The organism is Pseudomonas sp. J380, from assembly GCF_009827115.1.
GTDB lineage: Bacteria > Pseudomonadota > Gammaproteobacteria > Pseudomonadales > Pseudomonadaceae > Aquipseudomonas > Aquipseudomonas paracarnis.
The window spans coordinates 4,935,682-4,962,013 of the sequence record NZ_CP043060.1; the positions used below are offsets into that span (position 1 = coordinate 4,935,682).

Below are 26,332 nucleotides of genomic sequence, written 5' to 3' on the forward strand. Positions count from 1 at the left end.
ATGGCTGGGGGATGCTGGGCGTTCTCACGCAGGGAGAATAATAAGAACATGCATAACGATCATTTCAGTCGCCATGCCCAGCAAGTCTTGACCGTCACCCGTGGCCAAGAGCTTTCCCAAGGGCCTGGCAGCGATCCGTCCATCGCCCGTTCCTGGCTGCGCTGCGTGGAGGATTACCACCTCGACCCGGCGCTGACCATCGCGCCCACCGTGCTCGAGCACGGGCGCTTGCTGGAAAGTCGCGAGCGCCTGCGCCAAGTGCTGCACATCGCCGGCAGCGAAATGAACAGCCTGCACCAGCAACTCTCCGGCGCCGGTCATGCGGTGCTGCTCACCGATGCGCGTGGGGTGATCCTCAACTGTGTCACCGCGCCGTCCGAGCGCAAGATATTCGAGCGCGCCGGCTTATGGCTGGGCGCTGACTGGAGCGAAGCCTGCGAAGGCACCAACGGCATCGGCACCTGCCTGGTGGAGCGGCAGTCGTTGACGATCCACCGTGACGAGCATTTTCGCGGCCGTCATACCGGGCTGACCTGTTCGGCCAGCCCGGTGTTCGACCCACATGGTGAATTGCTGGCGGTGCTGGATGTGTCCTCGGCCCGCGAAGCCGTGTCGCGCCAGAGCCAGTTCCACACCATGGCGCTGGTGAACCTGTCGGGCAAGATGATCGAAAGTTGCTATTTCCTGCGCCACTTCGAACACCACTGGCTGTTGCGTTTCCACCTGCAGGCCGAGTCGGTCGGGTTGTTCAGCGAAGGCTTGCTGGCGTTTGATGGCGAAGGGCGCATTTGTGCGGTCAACCAGAGCGCTCTGAACCTGTTGGGGCAGCTACGCGGCGGCTTGGTAGGCCAGCCGGTGGAGGCATTTTTCGACTGCTCCCTGGATCAGTTACTGGGGCGGGCCAGCGCGAATGCCACGGCCAGTTGGCCGCTGCGCACCCGCGATGGCCGGCTTTTGTTTGCAGCGCTGCGAGGCCAGCCGCGCAGTGTGCCGGTACCCATCATCAAGCCGCAGGCGCCACGGCCTTTGGGTATCTGCGTGGGCGACCCGGCGTTGCAAAATGAGCTACGCAAGGCCTCGCGAGTGTTCGAGCGCGACGTGCCCTTGCTGATCAACGGCGAAACCGGCTGCGGTAAAGAAGCCTTCGCCAAGGCTGTGCACCAGGGCAGCCAGCGGGGCGATAAGGCCTTTGTTGCGCTGAACTGTGCGGCGATTCCAGAAAACCTGATCGAGAGCGAACTGTTTGGCTATCGCGCCGGCAGTTTCACCGGCGCCCTTAAAGAAGGCATGCGCGGCAAACTGCAACAGGCCGACGGCGGCACGCTGTTTCTCGACGAAATCGGCGACATGCCCCTGGCGTTGCAAACCCGCCTGTTACGGGTGCTGGAGGATCGCCTGGTGGTGCCTATCGGCGGCGAACCTCAAGCGGTGAACGTGCGCATCATCAGCGCCACGCACCGTAATTTGCTGGAGCGCGTGGCCGATGGCAGCTTTCGCGAAGACCTGTATTACCGCTTGAACGGCTTGGAAGTGGCCCTGCCGCCGTTGCGCGAACGCAGTGACAAGTCGCAACTGTTGGACTTCCTCCTGGCCCAGGAAGCGGGCAACGAGCAGGTAATGCTGGACGAACCTGCGCGCCAGGCCTTGTTAGCATTCCAATGGCCCGGCAACCTGCGGCAGTTGCGTACGGTGTTGCGCACGGTAGTGGCGCTCTGTGAGGGCGGGCGAGTCGGTCTTGAAGACTTGCCGGCCCTGATTCGCCAAGCGCAGCCGCAAGGGGCGAGGGTGGATGCGCCGTGCGCCTCGCCGCTGGAGAACGCCGAGCGCCAGGCATTGCTCAACGCGCTGGCGCAGCAGCGCTGGCATATGAGCCATGTGGCTGAACAGTTGGGGGTCAGTCGCAATACGCTGTACCGCAAGTTACGCAAACATGGCATTTCACGGGACGCCATGCAGTAAGGGGCGCTGTCGGAGTAACCTGGTTATTGCGAACTGCTCGTTTTTTGTCTCACGCGCTACCTTGGAAGACGCTGAGCTTAAAAACGCCGGCAGCGCGGTTCAAGGCCTCCCTTGTGCCGGATCCTACCGGCGAGCGTTTCGTGCTCAGCTAAAGCGTGCGAACTTTCCCACCCTACGCTAACCTGCCTCGATGTTTACGAGGTCGACTATGCACATTCATATTCTGGGTATCTGCGGTACGTTCATGGGTTCGATGGCGGTTCTGGCCAAAGAGCTGGGCCATCACGTAACAGGCTCCGATGCCAATGTTTATCCACCCATGAGCACGCAGCTACAGGCGCAAGGGATTGAGCTGACCCAAGGTTACGACCCTTCGCAATTCGACCCGGTGCCGGACCTGGTCGTCATCGGCAACGCCATGTCTCGCGGCAACCCGGCGGTGGAATACGTACTGAACAAAGGCTTGCCTTACGTCTCCGGCCCCCAGTGGCTGGCGGACCATGTGCTGCAGGGCCGTTGGGTCCTGGCAGTGGCGGGCACTCACGGCAAGACCACCACCAGCAGCATGCTGGCCTGGGTACTGGAGCATGCGGGCATGAGCCCGGGTTTCCTGATTGGCGGTGTGCCGCAGAACTTCTCGGTATCGGCGCGCCTGGGCCAGACCCCGTTTTTTGTGATCGAGGCCGATGAATACGACAGCGCCTTTTTCGACAAGCGCTCCAAGTTCGTCCATTACCGCCCACGCACAGCGATCCTGAATAACCTTGAGTTCGATCACGCGGATATCTTCCCCGATCTGCCGGCGATTGAGCGCCAGTTCCACCACTTGGTGCGCACTATCCCAAGTGAGGGCCTTGTCATTCATCCCACCACCGAGCCTGCGTTGCAGCGTGTGATCGACATGGGCTGCTGGACCCCGGTGCAAACCACCGGCGCGGACGGGCAGTGGCAGGCGAGGTTGCTCAGCGAAGACGGTTCGCGGTTTGAAGTGCTGTTCGAAGGCCAGCCCCAAGGCATCGTCGATTGGGGCATGACCGGCCAACACAACGTGGCCAACGCTTTGGTGAGCCTGGCTGCCGCTCGGCATGTTGGCGTGGTGCCAGCCATGGGCATTGTCGCCTTGAGCGCGTTCAAGAGTGTGAAGCGGCGCATGGAGAAAGTCGCTGAAGTAAATGGAATTACCATCTACGACGACTTTGCCCACCACCCGACCGCAATTGCCACCACCCTGGATGGCCTGCGCAAGCGCGTCGGCGATGCGCAGATCATTGCCATCGTCGAGCCGCGCTCCAACTCCATGAAGCTGGGCGCGCACCGTGATGGCCTGCCCGAGAGCGTCAACGATGCCGACCAGGTGGTGTGGTATGCGCCGGCCAACCTCGGCTGGGATTTGCCCGCGATTGCTGCGCTATGCACCGTGCCCTCCACAGTCTGCGATTCGTTGGAAGGCATCATTGAGCATGTGAAATCCTTGGCCCAGCCCGGCACCCACGTGGTGGTCATGAGCAACGGCGGCTTTGGCGGCCTGCACGGCAAGCTGGCCGAGGCACTGAAATGAGCGGGCCGGAACGCATCACCCTGGCGATGACCGGCGCATCCGGTGCGCCCTATGGCCTGCGCCTGCTCGATTGCCTGGTGCGTGAAGACCGTGAGGTGCATTTTCTGATCTCCAAGGCGGCGCAATTGGTGCTGGCGACTGAGACCGATGTCGCGCTGCCTTCCAAGGTGCAGATGATGCAGGCATTCCTCACCGAGTACACCGGCGCAGCGGCGGGGCAGATCAAGGTCTACGGCAAAGAGGACTGGATGTCGCCGGTAGCCTCAGGCTCCGGTGCGCCAGCGGCGATGGTGGTGGTGCCGTGTTCCACCGGCACCTTGTCGGCGATTGCCACGGGCGCCTGCAACAACCTGATCGAACGGGCGGCGGATGTGACCTTGAAGGAGCGCCGCCAGTTGATCCTGGTGCCGCGCGAAGCGCCGTATTCGAGCATTCACCTGGAGCACATGCTCAAGTTGTCGAACATGGGCGTGACCATCCTGCCCGCGTCGCCTGGTTTCTATCACCAGCCACAGACCATCGATGACCTGGTGGACTTTGTGGTGGCGCGCATTCTCAACCTGTTGAACATTCCCCAGGACATGTTGCCGCGTTGGGGCGAGCACCATCTGGGCGGCGATGAATAAAGCACTGCTGCTGTTGATGGCGCTGCAACTCACCGGCTGTGCCACCGCGCGTACTCTGGATGCCGCGCAACCGGGCGCCCCGGTGGTGTATGCCGGCACACGCCTGGATCTGTACGCGATCAATGGCGGCTGCTGCGCCAAGGACCGCTTTGGTGCCGAGGCCCCGAGCTATCCCCATCTCGACCTGCCGGCCAGCGCGTTGCTCGATACCTTATTGTTGCCACTGTCGGTGTTGACGGTGCTGGGGGTTGGCTTCAACGCCACGGGCGGACTGTAAGATAAGGGCTACCTGGGTGGATCGTTCCCACGCTCCGCGTGGGAATGCAGTCGGGGACGCTCCGCGTCCCAAGCATGACGCAGAGCGTCATAACCGGCGCTCCCACGCAGAGCGTGGGAGCGATCAGTACAAGCGCTGCACCATTACTTACCGAGCTTGCGCAACTCGTCCGATTCCACCACCCGCACGCCATCCTGTTCTTCCAGCGCCAGGCGCCACATGGCGCGGGCCAGTTCGCAGACTTCAATACCGTGGTACTTACCGGGAATCAGCCGTGACAGCGGCCCGGCCAACTGCTCGGCCAGGCGCGGTTCCAACCGCTCCCCCAGCAGCAGCGATGGACGTACGATGGTCAACTGCGGCCAGTCTTGCGCTCTCAGCGCCAGTTCCATTTCCCCCTTGACCCGGTTGTAGAACACCGAGGATTTCGGGTCGGCGCCAATCGCACTGATCACGATCAGATGCCGCGCGCCCAGTTCCCGTGCGCGCTTGGCGAAGGCCACCACCATGTCCAGGTCGACCGCACGGAACGCCCCTTCCGAGCCGGCCTTTTTGATCGTGGTGCCCAGGCAGCAGAAGGCAATATCCACGCGGCCGCTCAGTTGCGGCAGGAACACCGCCGGGTCGCCCACCGGGTTTTCCAGGCGTGGATGTTCAGCCAATGGTTTGCGGCTGGGTGCCAGCACGCGGGTCACGGTGGGTTCGTTGAGCAGGCGGTCGAGCAGGTGTTCGCCAGTGAGGCCGGAAGCCCCGGCCAGCAAGATATGCTGCGGTGTCAGGTACATGGTGTTTCCCCCTTGTTACACGTTACAGCTTAGTTGCCTTTGGCTTCCTTGCTATTCATTGAGACGCTTTCGAGCGCCTTTCGTGCCTGCTGTTTACGTAATAATTGCCAATGGGCGATCACGCCTTTAGGGGCCCAGATCTGCGGTTCGGAGGCTTCGAAGTTGTCCGCCTGTTCGCGTTCGGCCACGTGCAGTTGCGCCAGTTTGAAGGCGTGTTGCAAATCATCCGTCTGGTTGAAAGCTTGTGCGAAAAGGGCATCACCGAAGTAGGTGAAGTCTGCTTCTTCCGAGCAGCCGAATGACACGCGGTCTGCACGGGAGGCGGTCATGATCAGGGTGCGCTCATCTTTGAGCGCCGGTATGAAACCGCCGGAGTAACACGCGGAGATCACGATGACCTTGTCGCGGTTTTTCAGCGGTGCGAGCACGGCGGCCAGCTCGTCGGCGGGCAGGTCGGCCAGTTCCATGCGCGGTTGGTCGAGCACCAGCTCATGCTCATGGGTGCCATGGCTGGTCAAGTAAATGAACACCAGGTCTTCCGGCCCGGTCCGTTCGGCCAGGGTTTGCACCGAGCGGCGCAGGCTTTCACGGGTGGCCAGGGGGCGGTCGGCGATATGGTCGCGGTGGTTGACCAGGCGCACCTGCCCGCGCGCGCCGAAGCGGGTGGCGAGCAGGTTGCTGACGTAATCGGCCTCGCGCAGGAACACGCTTTGTTTGCCGTCGCCCGCCAGCACCAACGTGTATAGCTCGACGGCCGGAGTGGACGCGGGCACTGTCGCCAGGGCGTCATCGAGCAAGCGGCCTTGAGCCAGTATGCCGGTCTCCAGAGGGTCGGGCAGCAGCTTGCCCTCGGCGTCGCGCACGCGCAGGCCGTTGACCCAGGTGCCGGACTGCACGGTGCCGTCGGTGAGTACCAGGGTGCCACGGCCTTGATAGTTGTCGCTGTCGAAGCCACCGATATAGAAACTGCCATCGGTGAGGTTCAGGCGCCCTTCGCCGGTAAAGCGCCAGTCACTGAACTGGCCGACATAGTGGCTGCCATCGACCCCGATCAATTCGCCTTTGCCGGTCAGCGCGCCTTCCTTGAACTGGCCGATCCACACATCACCGTCGGCGTTCTCGTAGCGGCCTTTACCGTTGAGCTGGTTCTGCTTGAATTGACCGACATAGATATCCCCCTCGGCGCTATTAAAGGTGCCATTGCCTTCCAGTTGGCCATCGACAAAGCGGCCGCTGAACTGGTTGCCGCTGTCGTCATTGCGCTGGCCTTCGCCATTGGGCTTGCCGTGGGCGAACTGGCCCTGGTACTGGCTGCCGTCGGCCAGTTCCAGGCGGCCGAGGCCTGAGTACTGGTCGTCCTGAAATTCGCCGCGATAAGTCATCTGCCCCTCTTTGAGGGTGCCTTCGCCGTTGCGTCGGCCGTTCTTGAAACCGCCCACGTAGCTGCTGCCCGAGGTGGTCAGGCTGCCCTGGCCATCAAACAGGCCCTGCTTGAATTCGCCTTTATAGACTTCGCCATTGCTGCCATGCCATTCGCCCTGGCCGTGCCACTGGCCTTTGTCAAACTGGCCGGCGTACCAACTGCCATTGGGGTAGTCCACACGGCCTTGGCCTTGCAGCAAACCGTTGACCACATCGCCACGGTAGCGGCCGCCATCGGGCAAGCGCGCATCGGGCGGCAACAGCGATTCGCCGTCTCCGCAAGCGGTGAGCAACAGGGCAAGGGCAAGGGGAGCGAGTGGGCGCATAGCGGGATCCGGATAATTGAGCGCCGAGTATGCCGTAGCCGGGGTGCCGAACCTAGTGGTCTATGCGCAGGATCCATCACCTGTAGGAGCGGGCTTGCCCGCGAAAACTCACAGGCGCCGCATTTGTTCAGCAAGCACGCGTTATCGCTGACGACCTTCGCGAGCAGGCTCGCTCCTACAGTGGGGGTGTGGCGATCATACGAAGCAGAGTGACAGCGACTCGGCAATATAGGCCGGCTTCTCCTGACCTTCGATTTCCAGGGTGGCGGTGGCCTTGAACAGCCATTGGCCCGGTTTTTTCTCGGTGACGTCAGTGAGGGTGACGTTCAGCCGCACCTTGGAGTTTACTTTCACCGGCTGGATAAAGCGCACGCTGTCCAGGCCGTAGTTGACGGCCATCTTCAAGCCTTCGGGCATGATCAGGATGTCTTCCATCAGCTTGGGCATCAGCGACAGTGACAGGAACCCGTGGGCGATGGTGCTGCCGAACGGGGTTTGCGCCGCCTTGACCGGGTCGACGTGGATGAACTGATGATCGCCGGTGGCTTCCGCGAACAGGTTGATACGCGCCTGGTCGATGGTGAGCCATTCGGAACGTCCCAGTTCCTTGCCGACGTAATCTTTGAGCTGCGCTACGGGTACATAGGGCATTGCGTCTCTCCTTGGTTCATCACTTATGTGCCCGTTGATAAGGGGCGTTTTTATGGGTTACAGAGAACCAATGTAGATCATCATGGGCAATCAGCCTGGTCAACCCAACATGCTTTTGGCGAATGCCGGAGCATAGGGCGGGCATGCTTATAATGCGCGCGAGTTTTGAGGGGGAGAGCGGGATGCTGTTACGTGGCCTGACCTGGCTGGTGCTGTTTCAACTGATCGGCACGGCGATCAATCATTTACTGGTGCCGGTACTGCCGGGGCCGATCATCGGCTTGTTGCTGATGCTGGGCTTTCTGGTCTGGCGCGGTGAAGTCGGCGAGCCCCTGAGCCTGGCTGCCGGCAGCCTGTTGCGTTACCTGCCACTGCTGCTGGTGCCGCCGGCCGTGGGAGTGATGGTGTATGCCAAGGACATCGTGGCGGATTTCTGGGCCATCGTCGGGGCGTTGGTGGTGTCGCTGGTGATCGCCATGGGCTTTGTCGGTGTGCTGATGCAGCAGATGGTCAAGCGCAAGGAGAAGGACCAATGATCCTCGACTGGCAGGGCGCCTGGACGGCGGTCATTCATCACCCGCTGTTCGGTATCGGTATCACCCTGGGCGCCTATCAACTGGTGCTGGCGGGGTTCGAGAAAACCCGCTGGATCTTCCTGCAGCCGGTGCTGGTGTCGATGCTGCTGGTGATCGGCGTGCTGCTCACCTGCGGGCTGAGCTACGCCGAATACCGCAAGAGCACCGAGATCATGGGCATCCTGCTGGGGCCTGCCACAGTGGCCCTGGCGGTGCCGCTTTATCTGAACCTGCGACGGATTCGCCAATTGTTCTGGCCGATATTTACTACGCTGGTGGTAGGCGGGGTATTGGCCACCGGCCTTTGTGTGGCGTTGGGATGGTGGTTCGGGGCCGAGCACAGGGTGCTGATGACCATGGCGCCCAAGTCGGTCACCTCGCCGATTGCCATGCTGGTGGCCGAGCAGATCGGCGGCGTGGCGGCCTTGGCGGCGGTGTTCGTGTTGATCACTGGGGTGGTCGGCGCGATGATCGGTCCAGCGCTCTTGTCGCGCCTGGGTGTACGCAGCCCCGAAGCGCGGGGCATGGCCCTGGGCATGACCGCCCACGCCGTCGGCACTTCAGTAGCCCTGCAGGAAAGCGAAGAATGCGGCGCCTTCGCGGCGCTGGCCATGAGTTTGATGGGCGTGGCCACGGCGGTGTTCCTGCCGTTGGCGGTGTCGGTCATTGTTTAACCCAGGTTTTAAGGAAGCCGTTATGATCCGGCACCTTGCAACCGTTAAATATTCCGTCTAAAAGAAACAGACCCTCACGATTTCATAGTTCCACGATGTGCTTGAGGGTCGATCTAATAGCCCTAGCTCTGCCAGAGCAGACAAAGGGATTGGCTGCCTAGTCAGTACAGGGGATGGCAGATGGAGCTTGTGTGGGCTACTGACGATTTGGTGATCGCTGGGCAACCCTATCCTGGATTCCCCATTCTGCTATGGGACTCAATGGAAAGTTGTGTCCCGGCCAATCAGTTCTTTCGTCACTACCTGTTTCGCGGGGTCATTGGCTCTAAGCGATCCTGGCCCAGCACCGGACGCGCGCTCTACGACTTTTTCAGCTTCATCCAGGCTCATGAGCTGGACTGGTGCGACGTTGATCGTGGCGAGGCAAAGAGCCTTGTGGCGGCCTATCGGGACTACAGCCTGATTGCGTGCGAACTGGCATCGAACACCACTCGCCAGCGTCTGCATTACATCTGCAAGTTCTACGAGTTCGCGCAAAAGGAAGGGTGGGTGAAGCGCCTGCCCTTCGCCTATGAGGAACGCAGCGTGAGGCACGGGAGACGTTTTCTTGCACATATTGATGCAAGTGGCGGCAAGGCTATGGCAAACGATGTGATGCCGCGTAGGCATAAGACTCTGCCCAAGTTCCTGAACATGGCCGACGTCAAGGCGCTACTGACCGCTGCGGAGAATCCGCATCACCGCATGATGATGCGCCTGGCGCTGCATACGGGTCTGCGCCGCGAGGAACTCGCCGCCTTTCCGCTGTCCTATGTCTTCGATCCAGACAAGGCGTTACGAACCGAGCGCAACCTTCGCATCTACCTCGATCCATTCGACGGCAGCGGCATGGTGACCAAGGGCAGCAAACCGCGAGGTATCTACGTTAGTCGCGAGTTTATGGCTGAACTCTACCGCTATGTGACGAAGTTCCGCAGCGAGCGTGCGTCGCTGAGCAAGACCCCGCAAAGGGCGCTGCTCCTCAACCAGTTCGGACGACCGTACGGTGGGGACGGCAAGAGCATCAATCGGATCATCAGCAAGGTAGGCAAGCGGGCGGGGATCAAGGTCCATACGCATATGCTCCGACATACCTATGCCACACATACCCTGATCAGTCTTCAACGCAATCCAGCGAGCGGACTGGAACCACTAGTATTCATCCAACGGCAACTTGGCCACAGTTCGATTCAAACAACCATGGTGTACCTGCATCTGGTCAACGAAATAGCCGACGAGGCTGTGCTGGCCTATGACGATGAGTTGAACGCGCTAGTGGGGGGACTTGATGGGCAAGCGCAAGGTATTTACTAAAACCGATCTCAGCGTCCCGCAAGTCGAGCACTGTCACAACGCGGCAGGCAATGTGGTCATTCTCCCCGAGGTCATCCCGCCGACTAACACTACGATCGAGTTCGGGCGGAACTCTATTAACGCCCGTCGCTTTAAGTTTGGCCGCTGGTACGGTGTCGGCATCGACCACGTTACCTACGCCTGTCAGCGCCAAATCGAGCGGTTCCTCGCCGGCCAGGACCAAGCCGCCTCAGTCACCACAATTATTAGCTATTGCAACACTGGCCTGTGCAACTTCCTTGACTACTGTGTGCTACGTGGGATGGCTTTTAGTCGTAACTTAGCTTTGTCTGATTTACATCGGGATCTGATCGACGGCTACCTTGCACATCTGGCGGGGCGGGGCTGGGTTACTAATACTCAGAAGAGCGTCTATTCGAAGACCAAGCCTGTGCTGCTCGCCTTGGGTCGGCGTGGGCTGATCACTCTTATCGACTCCGGCAATGCAGCCACCTTTCCGCGCAACCCTTTCCCAAACAGCAACCTCAAGGGCAAGGGCGAGACAGCGCTATCTAAACGCGAGCGACAAGCATTCAAAATAGCACTCAGGCAGGCTCTTAAGCCGATCTGGGATGACGACGCACCAGTGACCAAGGAGCTACTGGTCTTCGCTCTGTTGGTCATTGCGCTGCACACCGGACGCAATACAACTCCACTGCTGGAAATGGGCCGGGACTGCCTGCGGCCGCACCCCAAAGACAACGCCGTATTTCTGGTGCTATGGAAGCGGCGTGGTTACAACACCAGCAAAGTGGCGCTACGCTCAGACTCGAACGCCAATCGCCTCCTGGAATCAACACCGAGTGTGAGAACCAACGTGGAGCGACTAATCCGCCGCGTGATGTCGCTGACCGAGTCTCTGGATGCAGATGCCCCGGACGACCTGAAGGGCAGAGTATGGCTATATCGATATGGTAGCGATAAGGGTGCCAGTCGAGTCTCGGCTTTGAATCAAAATGTGCTAGCTAAGGCGACAAGTAGCCTCGTAACCAAATATAGCTTGACCGACAGCGACGGGAAGGCACTACGCATCAACGTCTCGCGCCTTCGCAAGACCTTCGCTAATCGTATCTTCGAGTTGACCGATGGCGATTTAACGACTTCCGCCGCGGCGCTCGGCAACACTCCCCAGGTGGCCGACCAGAACTACTTGGCGCCCGGCGAAGATGCCCGTCGCAACTGGCAGTTCATGGGTGAGGTACTGGTGCAGGAGTTGCTGACTAACACCATCGGTACGACCTACAAGGACACCCCCATGGGCCACTGCTCCGACTTGGTATACGGACAGTACGCCCCGGCGCGCGAAGGCGCGACTTGCATGAATTTCATGAACTGTCTGCGCTGCAAGCACTACGCGGTGACGGCAGAAGATCTGTACAAACTGTTCAGTTTCTATTTCCGCGTACTGACCGAGCGCTCGCGCATGGACAAGCGGCGCTGGGCACGGGAATACGCCCACATTCCACGGCTGATTGAGCATTACATCGTTGCCGAGGGGCTGCGCCGCGGCACCTTTAAGGCCACAGCAGTGGAAGCCGCCCGTGAGCGCGCCCGAACCCAGCCACACCAGTTCTGGTCGATTGATTTGATTGACAGCCTGGAGACATTTTCATGAACGGCAACCTCCTGACGGTACCACCCCAAGTACCTCTTCCCACCCAGCCGAACGATGTGTATGAGCTCGCCGAATCCGAGCGCGACGCTCTGATCATCAGCGCGACCAAGGTCGGTGAACACTGGGTCATCCTCAGTTGCTACGGCGATGACACCTGGCAACTCGACGGCTTCCCCAACAACATCTCTACCAGTAAAACACGACTGGACTTCAGCATCGTGCCACCGGTATTTCGGGCGGTAATGAAGGCGGCGCTGTATCGTTATCTCCGGAGTGGGCGCACAGATTCGGGTCGGCCTAAAGGCAGCATAGTGCGACAACTTTTCTTTAATGCAATGATATTCCTTCGGCATTTGAAGGTGCTCAAGCTCGACCATCTGGGCGCGGTGACACCTCTGGTATGTGCGAGCTATGTGACCGCCTGCAAAGCGTACCGGCAACCCCACCGGTCTAAGGGAAAACCGCTGTCGCAAGAGGGACTACGTAGACGTTTAGCGGCCGTCGAAGCGCTCTATGAACTGAGCCAGTACACCAATGATCCAATGCCAAAGCATCCCTGGCCAGAGACGTCCTCTTTAGCAATGGCAGGGCTTACCGGTAGCGGCTCCCGTCAGAAGAAAGACAGCAAGACGCCGCTGATCCCCGATGATGTGTTCTGCATCCTGTTCGAACGGGCCTACCTGCAGGTTGAACGCGGCCATCAACTGTTAGACCTTCGCGATAAGTTGGAAGTCATCGCGAAGGAGCGAAAGGGGCAATGTCGCGAAGCAGTCATAGCGGCCAAGAATCGCCTTCTGAGCGATAGTGGTCGGAAGGGAGGTCTGAGAGCATTCAACCGGGCGCTGAGCGACCTGCGTACGGCCTGCTACATCATCCTGGCCAGCACCTCCGGCTGTCGCCACCATGAGTTGGCAAACTTGCGGTTGGGTGCGCACCACCGTACCCAAGACGATGAGGGCACCATCTATCATTGGATGCGCTCGCGGTCGGACAAGACTGACGTAGGAATTCATGACTGGATGATCCCTGAGGCAGCCGTGCTTAGCCTGCGGGTGATGGAACGCTGGTGCGCGCCCTATCAGGCCATGATTGCTGCAGAGATCGTGCGCCGCCGCCGCGCCAACCCACATGATCCGCGAATTGTAGAGGCGCAAAAGCACCGGCATGCGTTATTTCTCGGCGTATATCCAAAAGAGGGTAACCAAGTACGCACGCTTACCACGTGGGGTTTGGGTTTCAACTTAAACATATTCGTCAAGGATTGCGGGTTGAACTGGAGTCTCACCAGCCACCAGTTCCGCCGCAAGTTTGCCAACTACGCTGCGCATAGCCGCTTCGGTGACCTACGTTATCTCAAGGAGCATTACGCGCACTGGTCACTGGACATGACCTTGGGCTACGCGCTAGACGACAGTTGGGGACAGCACTTGGACCTAGACCTTTACGCCGATATTCAGACGGAATTGCAAGATGTAAAACTCGGCATCGTTGATTACTGGTTGGGAGACGAACCCATGGCTGGCGGCTATGGTCGTGCGCTCAAGCAGTGGCAGCGAGAACCCCAGAACCTGCTGATATTCAAGGATCACGCTTCTATGCTGAACTCTATTGCTGAAAGCACTGCGATTCGCAGCAACGGTCATGCCTGGTGCACGGCGGACAACGACGGTTGCGTCGGCAATACTTTAGAACGTACCCGCTGCAGCAACTGCAACAATGCCGTGATTGGACGTCGCCACGCGGCCATATACCAGCGACTCTACGATGATCTGAAAGGGCTGCTGCATTGCCCGGACATTGGCGAGAGCGGACGACAGCGCGTTGAACGCGACCTGAATCGGTGCCGAGACGTACTGGACAAGTTAGGCATGGACCCGGAGAGCCTGATAGCATGAAGCCGATCGACAAGGCAACTAACTACAAGCCGGCTGACGATCGTGAAAAGGATCTGCGGCTCGCGCTTTACCGCATCCAGAAGGGACGTACCCGCTCTGGGGAAACCAAGGTTACGATCACCGCAGTCGCCCGCGAAGCAGGCGTATCAACGGCGCTAATTCACAACTACTACCCAGGAATTGCCGAGGCTATCCGCGAGGCTCAAGGGCGCTCCAGTCGCGCCATGCGTGATGTGAAACACCAAGACTTGCTTGCTGAACGCATAAAGTCAGCAGCACATCGTCAGGAGATAGAGGAACTGCGGGCCAAGATCGCCCAACTCGCATCCGTCAATGAGGTGCTATTGGACGAGAACCGTGTGCTCAAGAGTAAGATGAACGATCATAAGGTGATCGATCTGGCTTATAAGGAGTAAACGTCCGACCAACTCACCTTGAGTAAGTCAGGCCGGTACCCACTAGTTTGGTAACTGCTAGCTGCGTGAGCAGAAGTCTCAGAATGGCAAAAGCCCGGTAATCAACCGGGCTCTGCAAATCCCTCAAGGGGTTAAAAATCAAGTGCCTCAAGGGCTACCTTTAGAACTCTATGGCCGGTTGACTCAAATGTCAACATTCGTCATATAAGACCGACTCGCTTGTCTCGCGACATTGGACCACTGCTGCTCTGCATCTTCAAAGGCATCGAAGGGATGATCGGCGCCGAGTTGCTGCCTGGAGAATCCTTGCTCTTTGAAAAATGGCCTAAAGAGGCCCTTGAAAAGCTGTTGTCAATGGTGTCTGAGCGCTACGCCAGTTCCTTTGATCTTTCGACCTTCCGCGCCGACGGATCATGCCCGATTTAGATGAGACAGAGGGTTTCAGGGCACTGATTTACTGTGAGGTTGCAGGACCGGCAAGTTTCGACGAAAGCCGATTAACGCCCTACGGGAGCTACCAACCACTCGGCCCCTATGCGGACATGTCCTCCATCTTACGTGTACCACTACCCATTCGCCTTGACCGAACCATTTCCCGTGTGCGGGTAATGCCGGACGAAGGCGATTTGATTCTCATGGTCGGCCAATTTCGTTGCGGGTAAGCCTTAAAGCTTGACGATGGCTCTTTTTGCGCCGAAGAATTTGCGCCGGAACATCGGCGTCGGGTGGGTCGCTAACGGCGTGGTTCACGTCAAAATTTCAAACCCTACTACTGCAAACATCACAATTCCCGCAACGGAGACTTCAGCGTTTTTGAAGCGCACGGGAGTATAGAAATATAGGGCCCGTCTTTTAGGCGGACCTCATATATCTAAGACGGTCAGTCTAACCGAAAGCACCTTCTTTGATCCTGCGTCATAGTCACACTCAAAGCTGGCCTTCTTATATACTCCCGCTCCATGCTGATACGCGACCTTGCCGTGAGAATCTTGAAAAACACCAACGTCCTCCAAGGTTTCAAAGTTTTCGCCCTTTATGGTTATCGTCGATTTGTTGTAATCCAGCCAGGCGATATCCTTTATTGCTATGCCCCCACTGCCACCAGTCCATTTGAAAGCGTTTTTAGCTGTTTTCTGTATTGCTTGTTGGCAACCGTCAACATAGTAGGGATAGTTTAGCTTTCCCCAGCATGACAAATCCCTGGAACAAGCTTGCTCGCTGACGTCGGTAGGATCTACTTGGCCGGCCTGTGCCACGCCTGTGATGCTTGTCATAGACAGCACGAAAGAAAAGATAGTTGCCATTACTGGTTTCATAAAGCGTCCTTATATATTTTTGATTCGTGAGACGAACTCGGCCCGCTGTTGCTCGGTCATGCGCTTCCCGAAGCGCATCAAGATAGTCCGCATACCACTGCACCATCTTCTTGCGCTGCGGCAGGTAGATCGCTTTGCCATACACGCCTTTGAGTCCGGCCTTCTTGTGGGCCAGATGCATGTGCCGCCAGTTTTCATCCCAGCCAAATTCGGATAGCAAAGTTTCGCAGTTGTGCCGACTGCCGTGGCCCGTCATCCGCCCTTTGTACCCGATCAGTGCAAAGCACTTATTGATCGACGCATCTGAAATTTCCGGCACCTTCTCGCCCGATGATGGGATCAGGTAGCGGGACCGGCCAGTAAGCCGTTGCAGATCACTGATCAGCTCCACTATCTGGGTGGGCAGCAGTACGACGTTGTCACGCCGCATTTTCATCTTGACAGCCTGTTCGGCCCATTCCGCCCAGCGCGTCATGCCTGGCTTTGAGCGGTCAGCAGAGTCAGCCATGCGGCAGTGCGGACAATGGTGCCGCTGCGTGATTCAACCAGCGCCCGCAAGAACTTTGGCAGCTCCGACTCCAAAAGGTGTGGGTACTGCGATTCCTCTGGTGCCTTTTCGGCAATGTCTATCAAGTTGCTGGCCGGATTGTTCTCATTCATGCCCTTGGCAATGGCCAGTCCAAATATCTGATTCACCCACACGCGCACCTTCTCTGCGGTGTTGTGGGCACCGCGGCTCTCGATGCTCGCCTGGAGGTTGGCGCAATCCGACCTGGTGATCCTGCTCAGGGGCTTGCTACCAAGGGCCGGGAGTATGTCGTTGGTCAGCGCGCCTTTGATTCCGGACAGGGTCTTTTCAGCCCGACCGTCCCTGATCTTTTTATCAAGCCATAGATCGGCTGCAGCTTTGAACGTGTTCGCCTCGACGGCATTCTTGGAAAATTTCAACGTTGCCTTATGGGTGATAGGGTCTACGCCTTCAGCATTGAGCCGCTGCACTTCCTGAGTTTTCTCCCTGGCCTTTTTGGCGGTCACGTCCGGGTAGGCGCCCAGTCCGTGCCATCCCCATTTGCCATCAGACTTCTTGAAACGAAGCTCCCTGCGTTTACAGCCCGTGCTGCTGACCACGAAATAAAGCCGGTCTATTCCATAGTTTTCGCGGTATTCCTCTCCCCTGGCTCAAGGGATGCCAGCACCGTGTCGGCCAGTGGCCGGCGCTTTATCTCGGATCGTTTCATGCTGGATTCTTGTATGGTTAGGTTCGATGTTGCGCGAACCATATATGGCGCCATACACAGAATCAAGGATAAGAGGACACAAAAGGAATAGCGGGGATCAGAAGGGATTGGAGCTTGTTCAGTATTGCAGGGGGGTTGGTGCATAGCGGGAGGGTGTGGGACAGGGGGGAATAAGAATGTAGAGCGGGTAGAAGGGTTTGAACCAAGGGATGTTCGCCGAATCCAGGTCGGCCATTACGAGATGCGCTACGTGATAGTGGATTCGACTATCTACCTTCTGCGCCTGTGGCAAACCCGCGCAGATAGGTGAATGGATGGCCTACCAAGGCTCAGAAAACCTTAGCGTACGTTTTTTACGAATTCTGTAGGCTCCCCTTTGCAGGCTACCAGCCACCCAAGACCCTCACTGGCCTTAGGTGCACTTTTTATTCCGTTGCTCCCCAAATCCTAAATACAGGATAGGTCGCCCCGAGGCCGTGTTCAATTTTCTAACTGACAAGATAATTAGCCTGAAAACCAATGAATCAGGTGCTGACTGATTGGGAGTGAAATGAGCTGATTCCCAGCCCAGCCACCCTCTGTGGATAGGATGCAGACTGTTGACATGTCTACGAAATTCGCATACATTGAGTCAAGTAATACGCGTAACACATGAGGCATGACATGACAGCAAAGAAACACGTCAGCGTTCGATTGGAACAAGAGACCAGGGTAAAGCTAGAGTTAATCGCCAAGCGCAGGATGATGGCGACAGGCGTGGCGGTGACACTGGCAGATCTGATCCGCGAAGGTCTGGCCCAGTTTACCGACAGTGAGCCATCAGAGAATTCTATGGCACCTATTCACTCCCTCGCACCAGTAAAGCCAGCTCCAGCCGAAGAATAGGCCGATATGATCCCTCAGATCGCAGCCAAGCCAAAGACTAGCCGCACCCGTACAGAGGATGAAATGAGCGAGCTACGCCGTCAGGCTCTGAAGCTGAAAAGTGAGGGGATGAGCAGCTAAGAGATTGCAGACCAGCTAGGCGTTAACCAACGATGGCTGCCCGCAAGCTGCTGAAGTAATACCGGAGATGGCTCAGGTTTGAGCTATCAGAAAGAGTGCCAGTCCACTGCGCTAGCAACGGAATGACGTCCACACAGAAACTACCGTAGGAATAGTGCAATCTGGAACCAACAGAATAATCGTGTAGCACTTAGTTCCTGCAACCAAGTAACTGTTTGATGGGTATTATTCACAGCTTGCCAGTTGTGGTAGATTGCAAGTCCAATGTTTATAAAAAAGCTGTAGGGTTTTAGAAAATGAGTAAGCTTTTTTTTAAATATTTGTCTGTGGGTATAGTCAATACTATGCTGCATTGGGTTGTATTTGCATGGCTGGTTTATAAGGAAGACTTCAGTCAAGCCACGTCAAATTTGTATGCTTTCAGTATCGCGGTTACATTTTCTTATTTTGCTAATTCGTATATGACGTTCGAGAAAAAGCCTACGACACTCAGGTATATTGCGTTCGTTGCTTTTATGGGTGCATTAAGCTATGCGTCTGGTTTGTTAGCCGATCGAATAAGCTTGACGCCAATTTTAACGCTGATAACATTTTCTGCAATTAGCTTGATTGTGGGATTCTTTTACTCAAAACTGATTGTTTTTAAAGATAAAAAATGAAAATATCATTGGTTGTACCTGTTTTCAATGAAGAAGATGCAATACCTATCTTCTATAAAGCCGTTCGTGAAAACAAAGAGTTGAGCGAGTATGAAGTAGAAATAATCTTCATAAATGACGGTAGTCACGATGCAACAGAGTTGATTATTAATAAATATGCGACTGCAGATTGTCTAGTGATGGCGCTAAGCTTCACCCGAAATTTCGGTAAAGAGCCAGCGCTATTTGCTGGTATAGAATATGCGACTGGAGATGCTGTAATTCCAATTGATGTAGATCTTCAGGATCCCATTGAAGTAATTCCAGAGCTTATTAGAAAATGGCAGTTAGGGGCTGATGTAGTGTTAGCCAAGCGTACTGATCGCTCTAAAGAAAACTGGTTGAAAAGGAAAACAGCCGAGTGGTTTTATAGATGCCACAATAAAATCAGTACGCCGAGAATTGAAGAGAATGTAGGTGATTTCCGACTAATGTCAAGAGAGGCAGTCGAAAATGTTAAGCTGCTGCCTGAGCGCAATTTGTTTATGAAAGGGATATTGTCATGGGCAAGCGGAAATATTGAACTGGTTGAATACTCTAGAGCAGAAAGGTCTGCTGGGGATTCAAAGTTTAATGGCTGGAAATTATGGAATCTGGCGATTGAAGGAATAACCAGCTTTTCATCTGTACCTCTAAGAGTATGGACATATTTAGGGTTGTTTGTGGCTACCTGCTCATTTTTGTATGGTAGCTTCATGGTAATTGATAAAGTTATCTGGGGTAATGCTGTGCCTGGTTATCCATCGCTACTCGTCTCCATTCTGTTTCTTGGTGGCATTCAATTGATAGGTATTGGTGTGCTGGGTGAATATATCGGGCGCATATACACTGAGGTAAAACAAAGACCGCGGTATATCCTCAAAAGGCACAGAAAATGACTTATAGCAAAAACTGTTTTATTTCATGCCTGCTGATATTGGGAGTGGCGTTAATTCCCATTTTTAGTTCGAATGTTTACTATATGGATGACTTGTATAGGGTTGTCCTAGGTATTAAAGGATGGTCTGGCGATGCAAGACCATTCGCAGAGATCTTCTACAATGTATTAACTTTGCAAAGCGATATTGTGCCTGATTTATATCCAGCACCATTAATATTGGCAGTGGTTTTCTTGTGCTTTGTTTTTTCTATGTTGTCCAAGAGACTTTCTAACGGGAGGGATATTTTATTTGCTTTTTGTATATGCCCCTTAATCCTTAGCCCTCTGTTTAGCTCAAACTTACATTTTAAATATGATTCACCTTTTATGGTGCTTTCTGTTGCATTTGCCTTGCTGTCGTTTTGTTTTGAATTCAAAAGAACAGTTGCGTGTGTTCTGATTACGGCAACATTTGTGACGCTGACATTGTCAACCTATCAAGTTTCAGTAAATATTTTTGCTGTGCTGACAGTTGTTGAGTTCTTGTATTTCGCTACAAAAGGAGATTTCAGAGTAGCCGTATTAAGACTTGTTAACCGGGGTTTCGGTTTCATTGTTGGATATTTTGTTTACTCCAAAATAATAATCCACTTTGTGCAGGTCAATAAATACTTCTTAGAATACAGCACTACTGTGGGGCTGGATAAGTCTGGTGCTTTGAAAGTATTCGATAATTTTACATCTTCATTTTCGATATTCACTAACAGTCAAAGCTTGGGCTTTGAGATTTTCGTCTTATGTCTAGTTTCTGCTTATGTCTTGACAATTACAAATTTATTGATATCAAACTACAAATCTATAAGTCCATTTGCTTTGGCTTTGTCAAGCGTTTTGGCATTCTTCACGTTTGTATTGCTAATTCCTGGGGTTATGATTTTTAGCGAGCAACCACTATTCTTTGCTAGAGGCTATATAGGCTTTGGTGGATTTATCTCGGCAATGCTTATACCTTTGTGCTGGGCTTCGGTTAGGGCGCTTAGATATATTCTGGTTATTCCTTATATTTATATGGTTGGTTTTGTCTATGCTGCGCATAACGCTTTTAAACTAGAAAACGACCATATTGAACGAACGGCTATCAGCATTATTGATGACATAAATAGAAGCGGATATGATGATATAAAATATATACGCGTCGATGGTGTGCTAAAAAATTCCTCTGGCACTGAAGTCATAGTGACTGCGTATCCCCTGGTAAAAAATATTTTGCCTAAAGCATTTTCATATCAATATGACGGAGGTCTATACGTCATTAAAAGACTTGGTCTTCCAGATGTAAAATATGCAACGGATGAAAATGCTGAGGCTTTTTCTAATGGTTGCCTGCCTAAGCTAAAAAGATATTATTACGATATTTGTTTCGGATCCGAAGATACGGCATATGTCAAATTTAAATAATACGGGATGGCTCATCACCCTTACGTGTCGAATTTTTATGTTTGCAGGATGTCGACTAGCAGGCGCTCACTCGAGTGCTTCCGTCGCTGCGGTGTAAATCATAGACTGTTACGGTAATTCACCCCCGCTTTTAATGCTTGCTAGAAGTATAGGCTTGTCCGTTGGGGCCAGTTTCTGTTTGGGGGTAATATCTCCAAGGGCCCTATTCGCCGGGGCCTTGCTGGACTTCAAGGCCGCTGTCGAGCGCCATGATAAATCCGAGGCACACCTCCATTACGCACTGGTTTTCGGGCTGATTTGTGGTGCGGCATTGAGTGGAGGGATCAACAAACAGGCAGGACATAAATTGCTGATCCCCCTAGAAGAAACCCGAGCAGCACTGATGGACGCTTTCGGTGAAGCGCCGAAAGTGTCTGCGCCTTCGATCAATTGAGGGAAAAGGCCTAGGTACGACCAAGTCCTAGCCTCGCAGCGGGGCGGGTTCGTAGAAGGACGCCCATTTTCGCATCCGCGAAAACAAAAGAAAGACGACTCAGAAGTGAACGCAAGCGGCTGGCTCTTACGCAAGCTGTAATGACTGAACGTTGCGGCATATCTCGCGAGATTTGGTGTCGCTACGAGCAAGGCAAGGGGCTTCCAGGGAGCGAAGTGCTGCAAGCCTTCTTGAAGGCGGGATGCAACGCCCACTTTGTCTTATCAGGTAAATCACCTGTGGAGGAAACGTTGTTGATCGAGCGTTTCAGGGCGTATCCGAAGATGCTGCAAGATGCCATCTTGCGGCATTGAAAACAGAACACTGAATTTCAGGAAAAGTCGCTCAGCAACGCCCAAGCCCAGCACCTGCGGGGCTGAGGCGGTAGAGGAACGCCGCGTTGGCCTCTACCCCCTTAAGCTAAGGGACACTTATGGATTTCAAGCTTACTTATTGGACGCGTCGGTGGTCAGCGAACACGACGCTCACGGTACAGAAATTCGAAGCTGGATGGCACATTTCCCACGTCACGATCTATAGTGATGCTGATCGAGAAGGTGCGCCGTTCCTTGAGTCGAGCTTACATCAAGACCATGGTAAGCAGATGGCGAACACACCTACCGAACTCCAGTATTTAGGATGATGGTGTCCGCGTATTTTAAGCGGACGCGATTACTCTTATCGCCAGGATTTCCATGGGCCAACGTAGCTCTTACCCCAAATCGTTCAAACCCCAGGTCGTCCAGGAATGCCTGCAACCTGAAGCGACGATTTCCAGCGTAGCCGTCAATCACGGCATCAACGCCAACGTGATTCGTATCGACTCCATCTGGATCGCCACCCAGCCCATGGACATGCGGGCCGGCACTGACACTGCACGGGCACGCGTGGTCGCGGTATTTGGTGCGGCGAAGCCGCACTGCGCCTACCAGCTCTAAAAAGCGCCGGCGTCAGATATCGCCGCTCTTATCAAACTCTTCACACCTACGCATCGATGATGCTTTCCGCTGGTGAGCAATAAGCGGGCGGCGAACACACCTACCGAACTCCAGCATTAAGGGCGATGGTGTCCGCGTATTCATAAGCGGACGCGATTGCCCTTATCGCTAGGATTTCCATGCGCCAACGAAGCTCTTATGTATCTGTCCGGCCAACACACTTTCCTGACGCAACCGCCGAAGGCCTTGGTGTCCACCTAATTAAGTGGGCCCCATTTCCAGCCTTTTAAGCGGGTCTTTCATGCAGTCATAACGCCGTTCCTATTCCAAATTGTAATGGTCAACTAATCCCAGACACGACGTTAAGTTTTTCCTCGGCTCGCGCTGGAGCCAACCCATCGTTGAATTGATGAGGCCTAATCCAGTTGTAGCAATGCATCAAAAATGGCTGATATCGCGCTATGCTTCCTGCGCAGTTCGATAACCCACGGTCGGTATCCATTCTGTTTTCAAGCTGCGAAATACGCGCTCCATCGGTGCGTTATCCCAGCAGTTTCCTCGTCGACTCATGCTCTGGCGCATGCGGTATCGCCACAACCGCTGGCGAAAGAGTCGGCTTGCATATTGCGATCCCTGGTCCGAGTGGAATAGCAGGTCCGAAGGCCTGCCACGCTGCTCGTAAGCCATATCCAGCGCTTAGATCACCAGCTCAGCGTCTGGCTTTTCCGACAGCGCCCAGCCCACGATCCGACGCGTACAAAGATCCAGGACGACAGCCAGGTAATGCCACTTTCCTTGCGCCCAAATGTGGGTGGTATCGCCGCACCAGACTTGATTGGGCGCTGGCACGTCGAACTCGCGGTTCAATGTGTTCGGGATATCCAGTCTTTCTACTGTTGCTAGTTTGTAGGCATGGGAGCAGGGTTGTTTGCTGACTAAATCAAGCTCGCGCATCAAGCTGCGCAATTTGAATCGACCGACCTGCTCACCGTCTTCACGCATCAGCGACAGGATGCTGCGAATGCCCGCAGCGCTACGACTTTTCGAGAACAGCGCACTGACGCGACTACGCAATCGAAGCCGTTCAACATCGGGCGTGCGGCGCTGCAGGCGCTGGGCGTAGTAACACGAGCGAGTGACGTCAAACACCTTGCACAGCCAATCAACCGGCTCATGGGTGCTCAACTGGGCAATCAGCGCGAACGCTCGTGATCTTCCGACATCAAGAGCGCGGTAGCCTTTTTTAGTATTGATTTCTCTCGCTCAAGCCGAGCAATCCGGGCTTCCAGCTCCTGAATTTTTTGCTGTTCCGGAGTCAGTGCTTTGCTCTGCGGGGTGACGCCTTTATGTTCTTTCTGAATCTGGTCAACCCAGCGACGCAATGCCGATTCACCAATGCCGAGTGAACGGCTGGCTTCGGTGTAGCTGTAGTTTTGCTTGAGCACAAGATCGGCAGCCTCGCGCTTGAATTCAGGAGTAAAGGAGCGGCGTTGTTTGGTCAGCTGACACCTCGATCTGGCGAGCATTCTCGTCAAAATGGGTGTCCGGTTTCATTAGACCACTACAGTTATAGGCATTTCTCATCAAGGTTGCATATGCTCGATTCTCCAGAAAAGGGCTATTCTGGCCTTCAGACGAGACCCCGTCCTCTACAACACTCTCCTAACAAAGTCACCAACCTGCCTTGGGGTGCACTACCTGAAACGTTACTGGTTGCTCTAGCCTAACCTCCACTCCAGACGAGCTCAAAATGAGAAGGTTCTTAGGATTGCAATTGTGCATGCTGGCCTTCACTCACTCGGTCCACACGTGAAAACACGTGAAAAACGTTAAATTAGGTAAGTAACTGATTTATGGAAGATAAAACAAATTTAACCGTTAGCAGGGCACCAGAACTTATGAGTCTGGCGCTATTCCCCCTCAACACTGTGCTGTTCCCGGGCTGCACCCTCGACTTGCAGATATTTGAGGCGCGCTACCTGGACATGATCGGCCGTTGCATGAAAAAGGGCGAAGGCTTTGGCGTGGTGTGCATCCTTGAAGGCTCGGAAGTGGGCACGGCCCCTGACGGTTATGCGCTTGTCGGTTGTGAGGCGCTGATTCGTGACTTCAAACAGCAGGACAACGGCCTGCTGGGCATTCGCGTCGAAGGTGGCCGTCGTTTCCGCGTGCGTGAGGCCGGCGTGCAGAAAGACCAGTTGCTGGTGGCCGATGTGCAATGGCTGCAAGAATTGCCGGACCAGCCGCTGGGCGAAGAGGACGCCGACTTGCTGGCGTTGCTTGAGGCCTTGGCCGAACACCCGATGGTGGCCTCGCTGGACATGGGCGGCCAGGCCGAAGGCCAGCAAGCCCTGAGCAATCAGTTGGCCTATCTGCTTCCATTTAACGAGGCCGACAAGATCGACTTGCTGCAACTGGACGACCCAGGACAGCGCCTGGATGCGATCCAACTGTTGCTCGATGAATTGCAGGGTGAACTGTTCACCTGATGTTCGGATTTGTCTGGCAGGACTTTCAGACTTTGGTCGGTCGCCTCCACTGCGCCGCCTGCACTATTTTCCGATCGCACAACAATGATCGGAGATAACCATGATTCGGCTGACCCCCTCGGAACAAGTCGCGTGGGACGCTTATTTTGTCAGCGTGACCACGCAATTACTCCAGCAGGAAGCCACGCGTGGCGCGGAGTACATCACCGAGCGCGCCGCCGAAATGGCCGATGAGATGCTGCTGGAGCGCCGCGAGCGTTACGCTGAACGGCGCAGCGCCTCCGTGGACTGGATCGGCCCGGCCAAGGGTCAATAGGCGTACCTGAGCAGTGCGTGGGGCGTACCGGTAAAGGCGATGAAACCGAGCACGGCCACCACGGCGGGCAGCACCAGCCACCAGGCTTTTTGCGACATGGCTGGCAATGGTCTGCGGTGCTCGATTGCCGTCAGGCTGAACGCACACACGGTCATTGCCAGCAAGGTGCCGGCCAGGATGTCCGTGGGCCAATGGGCGCCCAGGTACACCCGCGACAAGGCAATGAACGCCGCGGGAATGCAGCCCAGCAGCATCCAGGTCAGGCGCAGCCGCGTAGGTTGGCCGCGACCGGCCAATACCGCGAGCGCCAGGAAGAAGGCAAAGGCCCCGGAGGCATGGCCGCTGGGCATGCTGAAGCTGGTCAGCGGGTCCGTTAGGATTTCCGGGCGGCCACGGGCGAAAAACAGCTTGGTGCCGGTGTTAATCACTGCCGCGCCAGCGAGGGTGGCGCCGACAAATACGGCGTGGTGCCACTGCCGTGCCAACAGCAACAGGCCAGTGAACACGGCGCTGGCGAAAAACATCTTCTTGAACTCACCCAGTTGGGTGACCCGCACCATCACCTCGTCCAGCCACGGGCTGCGATGTTCCTGCACCAGTGCGCTCAGGCCCTGGTCGAAGTCATTGAGATGGGGGTAGCCGATAAACAGCGCGATCAACAACACCAGGCTGGCGCAACCAATCCACAAGGTGGTGCGCCGATGCCCGCGCCAACTGCTGTTCAAACTCATCCCCAGCAACACCGCGAGACACGCCGCGATAATCGCCGCTTCCGGCCAGAAGCCTTCCGGCAAGGGCAGACGGAACGCGGCGCCGGCAGCCCAGCCCGGCAGCAGATAGGCCACGGTCCAACCCGCTGCGGCAATGATGCTCACAGCGGCAAAGCGCGGGAAGGGCATGTCGCACATGCCGGCGACCATGGGCAGCATGGGACGCAATGGGCCGATGAAGCGCCCGACCAACAAGCTGGCGATTCCGTACTTGTGGAAGTAGGTTTCTGCGCCGTTCATCCATTCAGGATGCTGGCGCAGGCCGGGCAGGCGCCGGATGTTCTGATGGAAATGGCGGCCCAGGTAATAGGAAACGCCGTCGCCCAATAAGCCGCCGAGGAAGCCCAGCAGCAGGGTTTCACTCAAAGGCAGCGCACCGCTGCCAGCCAACGCGGCGATTGCAAACAGCAATACCGTGCCTGGCACGATCAACCCGGCAATCGCCAGGCATTCCACACACGCGACAATAAACACCGCCGCTGCCAGCCATTGTGGGTTGAGGGTCAACCAGCCGGTGATGCTATCGAGCCATTGGCCCATACAATCCACTCCATGCATACAAAACAGAATTTGAGACGGTGAAATTCAACTGTGGGAGCTGG

26 protein-coding genes and 3 pseudogenes are annotated in these 26,332 nt (G+C 55.7%); 22 read left to right on the forward strand and 7 right to left on the reverse strand.

Annotated features, from left to right (window positions below):
- Window positions 1-48: 48 nt before the first annotated feature.
- The 4 genes from FXO12_RS22545 to FXO12_RS22560 all read left to right on the forward strand — a co-directional run bounded on the left by FXO12_RS22545 (window position 49) and on the right by FXO12_RS22560 (window position 4,420).
- Window positions 49-1,959: a sigma-54-dependent Fis family transcriptional regulator gene (locus tag FXO12_RS22545; protein ID WP_057975554.1), complete on the forward strand. Its 1,911-nt coding sequence runs from the start codon at window positions 49-51 to the stop codon at window positions 1,957-1,959.
- 208 nt (window positions 1,960-2,167) lie between these two features.
- Window positions 2,168-3,517 carry a UDP-N-acetylmuramate:L-alanyl-gamma-D-glutamyl-meso-diaminopimelate ligase gene (gene mpl, locus FXO12_RS22550; RefSeq protein WP_057975553.1) on the forward strand — a complete coding sequence of 450 codons (1,350 nt, stop codon included), beginning with the start codon at window positions 2,168-2,170 and terminating at the stop codon, window positions 3,515-3,517.
- Entirely contained in the window at window positions 3,514-4,143 is a 630-nt protein-coding gene (gene ubiX / locus FXO12_RS22555; RefSeq protein WP_032895136.1) for a flavin prenyltransferase UbiX, read from the forward strand. Before mpl ends, ubiX begins: the two co-directional genes overlap by 4 nt.
- Window positions 4,136-4,420 (forward strand): YceK/YidQ family lipoprotein, encoded by a 285-nt coding sequence (locus FXO12_RS22560; RefSeq protein WP_003194502.1) that lies wholly within the window; start codon window positions 4,136-4,138, stop codon window positions 4,418-4,420. Before ubiX ends, FXO12_RS22560 begins: the two co-directional genes overlap by 8 nt.
- Window positions 4,421-4,563: 143 nt before the next feature.
- Here the strand turns inward: FXO12_RS22560 and FXO12_RS22565 are convergent, their stop codons facing one another.
- The 3 genes from FXO12_RS22565 to FXO12_RS22575 all read right to left on the reverse strand — a co-directional run bounded on the left by FXO12_RS22565 (window position 4,564) and on the right by FXO12_RS22575 (window position 7,604).
- Window positions 4,564-5,205 carry an oxidoreductase gene (locus FXO12_RS22565; RefSeq protein ID WP_054896194.1) on the reverse strand — a complete coding sequence of 214 codons (642 nt, stop codon included), beginning with the start codon at window positions 5,203-5,205 and terminating at the stop codon, window positions 4,564-4,566.
- Window positions 5,206-5,234: 29 nt separating this feature from the next.
- Window positions 5,235-6,953: a C13 family peptidase gene (locus FXO12_RS22570; protein WP_019818759.1), complete on the reverse strand. Its 1,719-nt coding sequence runs from the start codon at window positions 6,951-6,953 to the stop codon at window positions 5,235-5,237.
- Between the two features lie 195 nt (window positions 6,954-7,148).
- Window positions 7,149-7,604 carry a MaoC family dehydratase gene (locus FXO12_RS22575; protein WP_003194496.1) on the reverse strand — a complete coding sequence of 152 codons (456 nt, stop codon included), beginning with the start codon at window positions 7,602-7,604 and terminating at the stop codon, window positions 7,149-7,151.
- Between the two features lie 182 nt (window positions 7,605-7,786).
- Between FXO12_RS22575 and FXO12_RS22580 the strand changes: the two genes are divergently transcribed.
- The 7 genes from FXO12_RS22580 (at window position 7,787) to FXO12_RS22610 (ending at window position 14,597) form a co-directional block, all read left to right on the forward strand.
- A complete protein-coding gene (locus FXO12_RS22580; protein WP_054918124.1) occupies window positions 7,787-8,140 on the forward strand; it encodes a CidA/LrgA family protein in 354 nt (117 codons plus the stop codon).
- Window positions 8,137-8,853, forward strand: coding sequence for an LrgB family protein (locus FXO12_RS22585; protein ID WP_034126899.1), 717 nt, complete (start codon window positions 8,137-8,139; stop codon window positions 8,851-8,853). Before FXO12_RS22580 ends, FXO12_RS22585 begins: the two co-directional genes overlap by 4 nt.
- 180 nt (window positions 8,854-9,033) lie before the next feature.
- Window positions 9,034-10,206 (forward strand): site-specific integrase, encoded by a 1,173-nt coding sequence (locus FXO12_RS22590; protein ID WP_056791103.1) that lies wholly within the window; start codon window positions 9,034-9,036, stop codon window positions 10,204-10,206.
- Window positions 10,181-11,860, forward strand: a complete 1,680-nt coding sequence (locus tag FXO12_RS22595) for a hypothetical protein (RefSeq protein WP_131672134.1) — start codon at window positions 10,181-10,183, stop codon at window positions 11,858-11,860. Before FXO12_RS22590 ends, FXO12_RS22595 begins: the two co-directional genes overlap by 26 nt.
- Entirely contained in the window at window positions 11,857-13,755 is a 1,899-nt protein-coding gene (locus FXO12_RS22600) for a hypothetical protein (protein WP_054899050.1), read from the forward strand. Before FXO12_RS22595 ends, FXO12_RS22600 begins: the two co-directional genes overlap by 4 nt.
- The gene (locus FXO12_RS22605) at window positions 13,752-14,171 is read left to right on the forward strand and encodes a hypothetical protein (RefSeq protein ID WP_054899051.1); all 420 of its coding nucleotides are present in this window, start codon (window positions 13,752-13,754) and stop codon (window positions 14,169-14,171) included. Before FXO12_RS22600 ends, FXO12_RS22605 begins: the two co-directional genes overlap by 4 nt.
- A 219-nt stretch (window positions 14,172-14,390) precedes the next feature.
- The gene (locus FXO12_RS22610) at window positions 14,391-14,597 is read left to right on the forward strand and encodes a hypothetical protein (RefSeq protein ID WP_131672133.1); all 207 of its coding nucleotides are present in this window, start codon (window positions 14,391-14,393) and stop codon (window positions 14,595-14,597) included.
- 729 nt (window positions 14,598-15,326) lie between these two features.
- On the opposite strand, the gene FXO12_RS29130 is transcribed toward FXO12_RS22610, so the two are convergent.
- Together FXO12_RS29130 and FXO12_RS29135 are read right to left on the reverse strand one after the other, a co-directional pair.
- Window positions 15,327-15,995: a hypothetical protein gene (locus FXO12_RS29130; RefSeq protein WP_131672132.1), complete on the reverse strand. Its 669-nt coding sequence runs from the start codon at window positions 15,993-15,995 to the stop codon at window positions 15,327-15,329.
- Entirely contained in the window at window positions 15,959-16,615 is a 657-nt protein-coding gene (locus FXO12_RS29135; protein WP_256678906.1) for an integrase arm-type DNA-binding domain-containing protein, read from the reverse strand. The genes FXO12_RS29130 and FXO12_RS29135 overlap by 37 nt, the downstream gene beginning before the upstream one ends.
- Window positions 16,616-16,906: 291 nt before the next feature.
- On the opposite strand from FXO12_RS29135, the pseudogene FXO12_RS22625 reads away from it, so the two are divergent.
- The 9 genes and pseudogenes from FXO12_RS22625 to FXO12_RS29145 all read left to right on the forward strand — a co-directional run.
- Window positions 16,907-17,035 (forward strand): annotated as a pseudogene (locus FXO12_RS22625) (type II toxin-antitoxin system RelE/ParE family toxin); the annotation flags it as partial.
- A gap of 353 nt (window positions 17,036-17,388) precedes the next feature.
- The gene (locus FXO12_RS22630) at window positions 17,389-17,610 is read left to right on the forward strand and encodes a hypothetical protein (protein WP_060772710.1); all 222 of its coding nucleotides are present in this window, start codon (window positions 17,389-17,391) and stop codon (window positions 17,608-17,610) included.
- Window positions 17,611-18,026: 416 nt separating this feature from the next.
- The gene (locus FXO12_RS22635; protein WP_056791091.1) at window positions 18,027-18,389 is read left to right on the forward strand and encodes a GtrA family protein; all 363 of its coding nucleotides are present in this window, start codon (window positions 18,027-18,029) and stop codon (window positions 18,387-18,389) included.
- Complete coding sequence (locus FXO12_RS22640; protein WP_054899054.1) at window positions 18,386-19,306, forward strand: glycosyltransferase family 2 protein; 921 nt, start codon at window positions 18,386-18,388, stop codon at window positions 19,304-19,306. Before FXO12_RS22635 ends, FXO12_RS22640 begins: the two co-directional genes overlap by 4 nt.
- Window positions 19,303-20,745, forward strand: coding sequence for a glucosyltransferase domain-containing protein (locus FXO12_RS22645; RefSeq protein ID WP_096001721.1), 1,443 nt, complete (start codon window positions 19,303-19,305; stop codon window positions 20,743-20,745). Before FXO12_RS22640 ends, FXO12_RS22645 begins: the two co-directional genes overlap by 4 nt.
- 217 nt (window positions 20,746-20,962) lie before the next feature.
- A complete protein-coding gene (locus tag FXO12_RS22650; RefSeq protein WP_223816856.1) occupies window positions 20,963-21,178 on the forward strand; it encodes a hypothetical protein in 216 nt (71 codons plus the stop codon).
- Window positions 21,179-21,318: 140 nt separating this feature from the next.
- Window positions 21,319-21,531, forward strand: a complete 213-nt coding sequence (locus FXO12_RS29460; protein WP_372241957.1) for a hypothetical protein — start codon at window positions 21,319-21,321, stop codon at window positions 21,529-21,531.
- A 381-nt stretch (window positions 21,532-21,912) separates the two neighbouring features.
- Window positions 21,913-22,155, forward strand: coding sequence for a transposase (locus tag FXO12_RS29140; RefSeq protein WP_056791085.1), 243 nt, complete (start codon window positions 21,913-21,915; stop codon window positions 22,153-22,155).
- Window positions 22,146-22,232, forward strand: a pseudogene (locus tag FXO12_RS29145) (site-specific integrase); the annotation flags it as partial. The gene FXO12_RS29140 and the pseudogene FXO12_RS29145, both read left to right, overlap by 10 nt.
- Before the next feature lie 263 nt (window positions 22,233-22,495).
- Here the strand turns inward: FXO12_RS29145 and FXO12_RS22665 are convergent.
- Window positions 22,496-23,657: pseudogene (locus FXO12_RS22665) on the reverse strand (IS3 family transposase).
- Window positions 23,658-24,053: 396 nt separating this feature from the next.
- On the opposite strand from FXO12_RS22665, the gene FXO12_RS22670 reads away from it, so the two are divergent.
- Window positions 24,054-24,644, forward strand: coding sequence for an LON peptidase substrate-binding domain-containing protein (locus tag FXO12_RS22670; RefSeq protein WP_057975552.1), 591 nt, complete (start codon window positions 24,054-24,056; stop codon window positions 24,642-24,644).
- 100 nt (window positions 24,645-24,744) lie between these two features.
- Window positions 24,745-24,960: a hypothetical protein gene (locus FXO12_RS22675; protein WP_034126901.1), complete on the forward strand. Its 216-nt coding sequence runs from the start codon at window positions 24,745-24,747 to the stop codon at window positions 24,958-24,960.
- On the opposite strand, the gene FXO12_RS22680 is transcribed toward FXO12_RS22675, so the two are convergent.
- Window positions 24,954-26,270 (reverse strand): bifunctional DedA family/phosphatase PAP2 family protein, encoded by a 1,317-nt coding sequence (locus tag FXO12_RS22680; protein WP_057975551.1) that lies wholly within the window; start codon window positions 26,268-26,270, stop codon window positions 24,954-24,956. The two genes, FXO12_RS22675 and FXO12_RS22680, sit on opposite strands and share 7 nt — an antisense overlap.
- Between the last annotated feature and the right edge of the window lie 62 nt (window positions 26,271-26,332).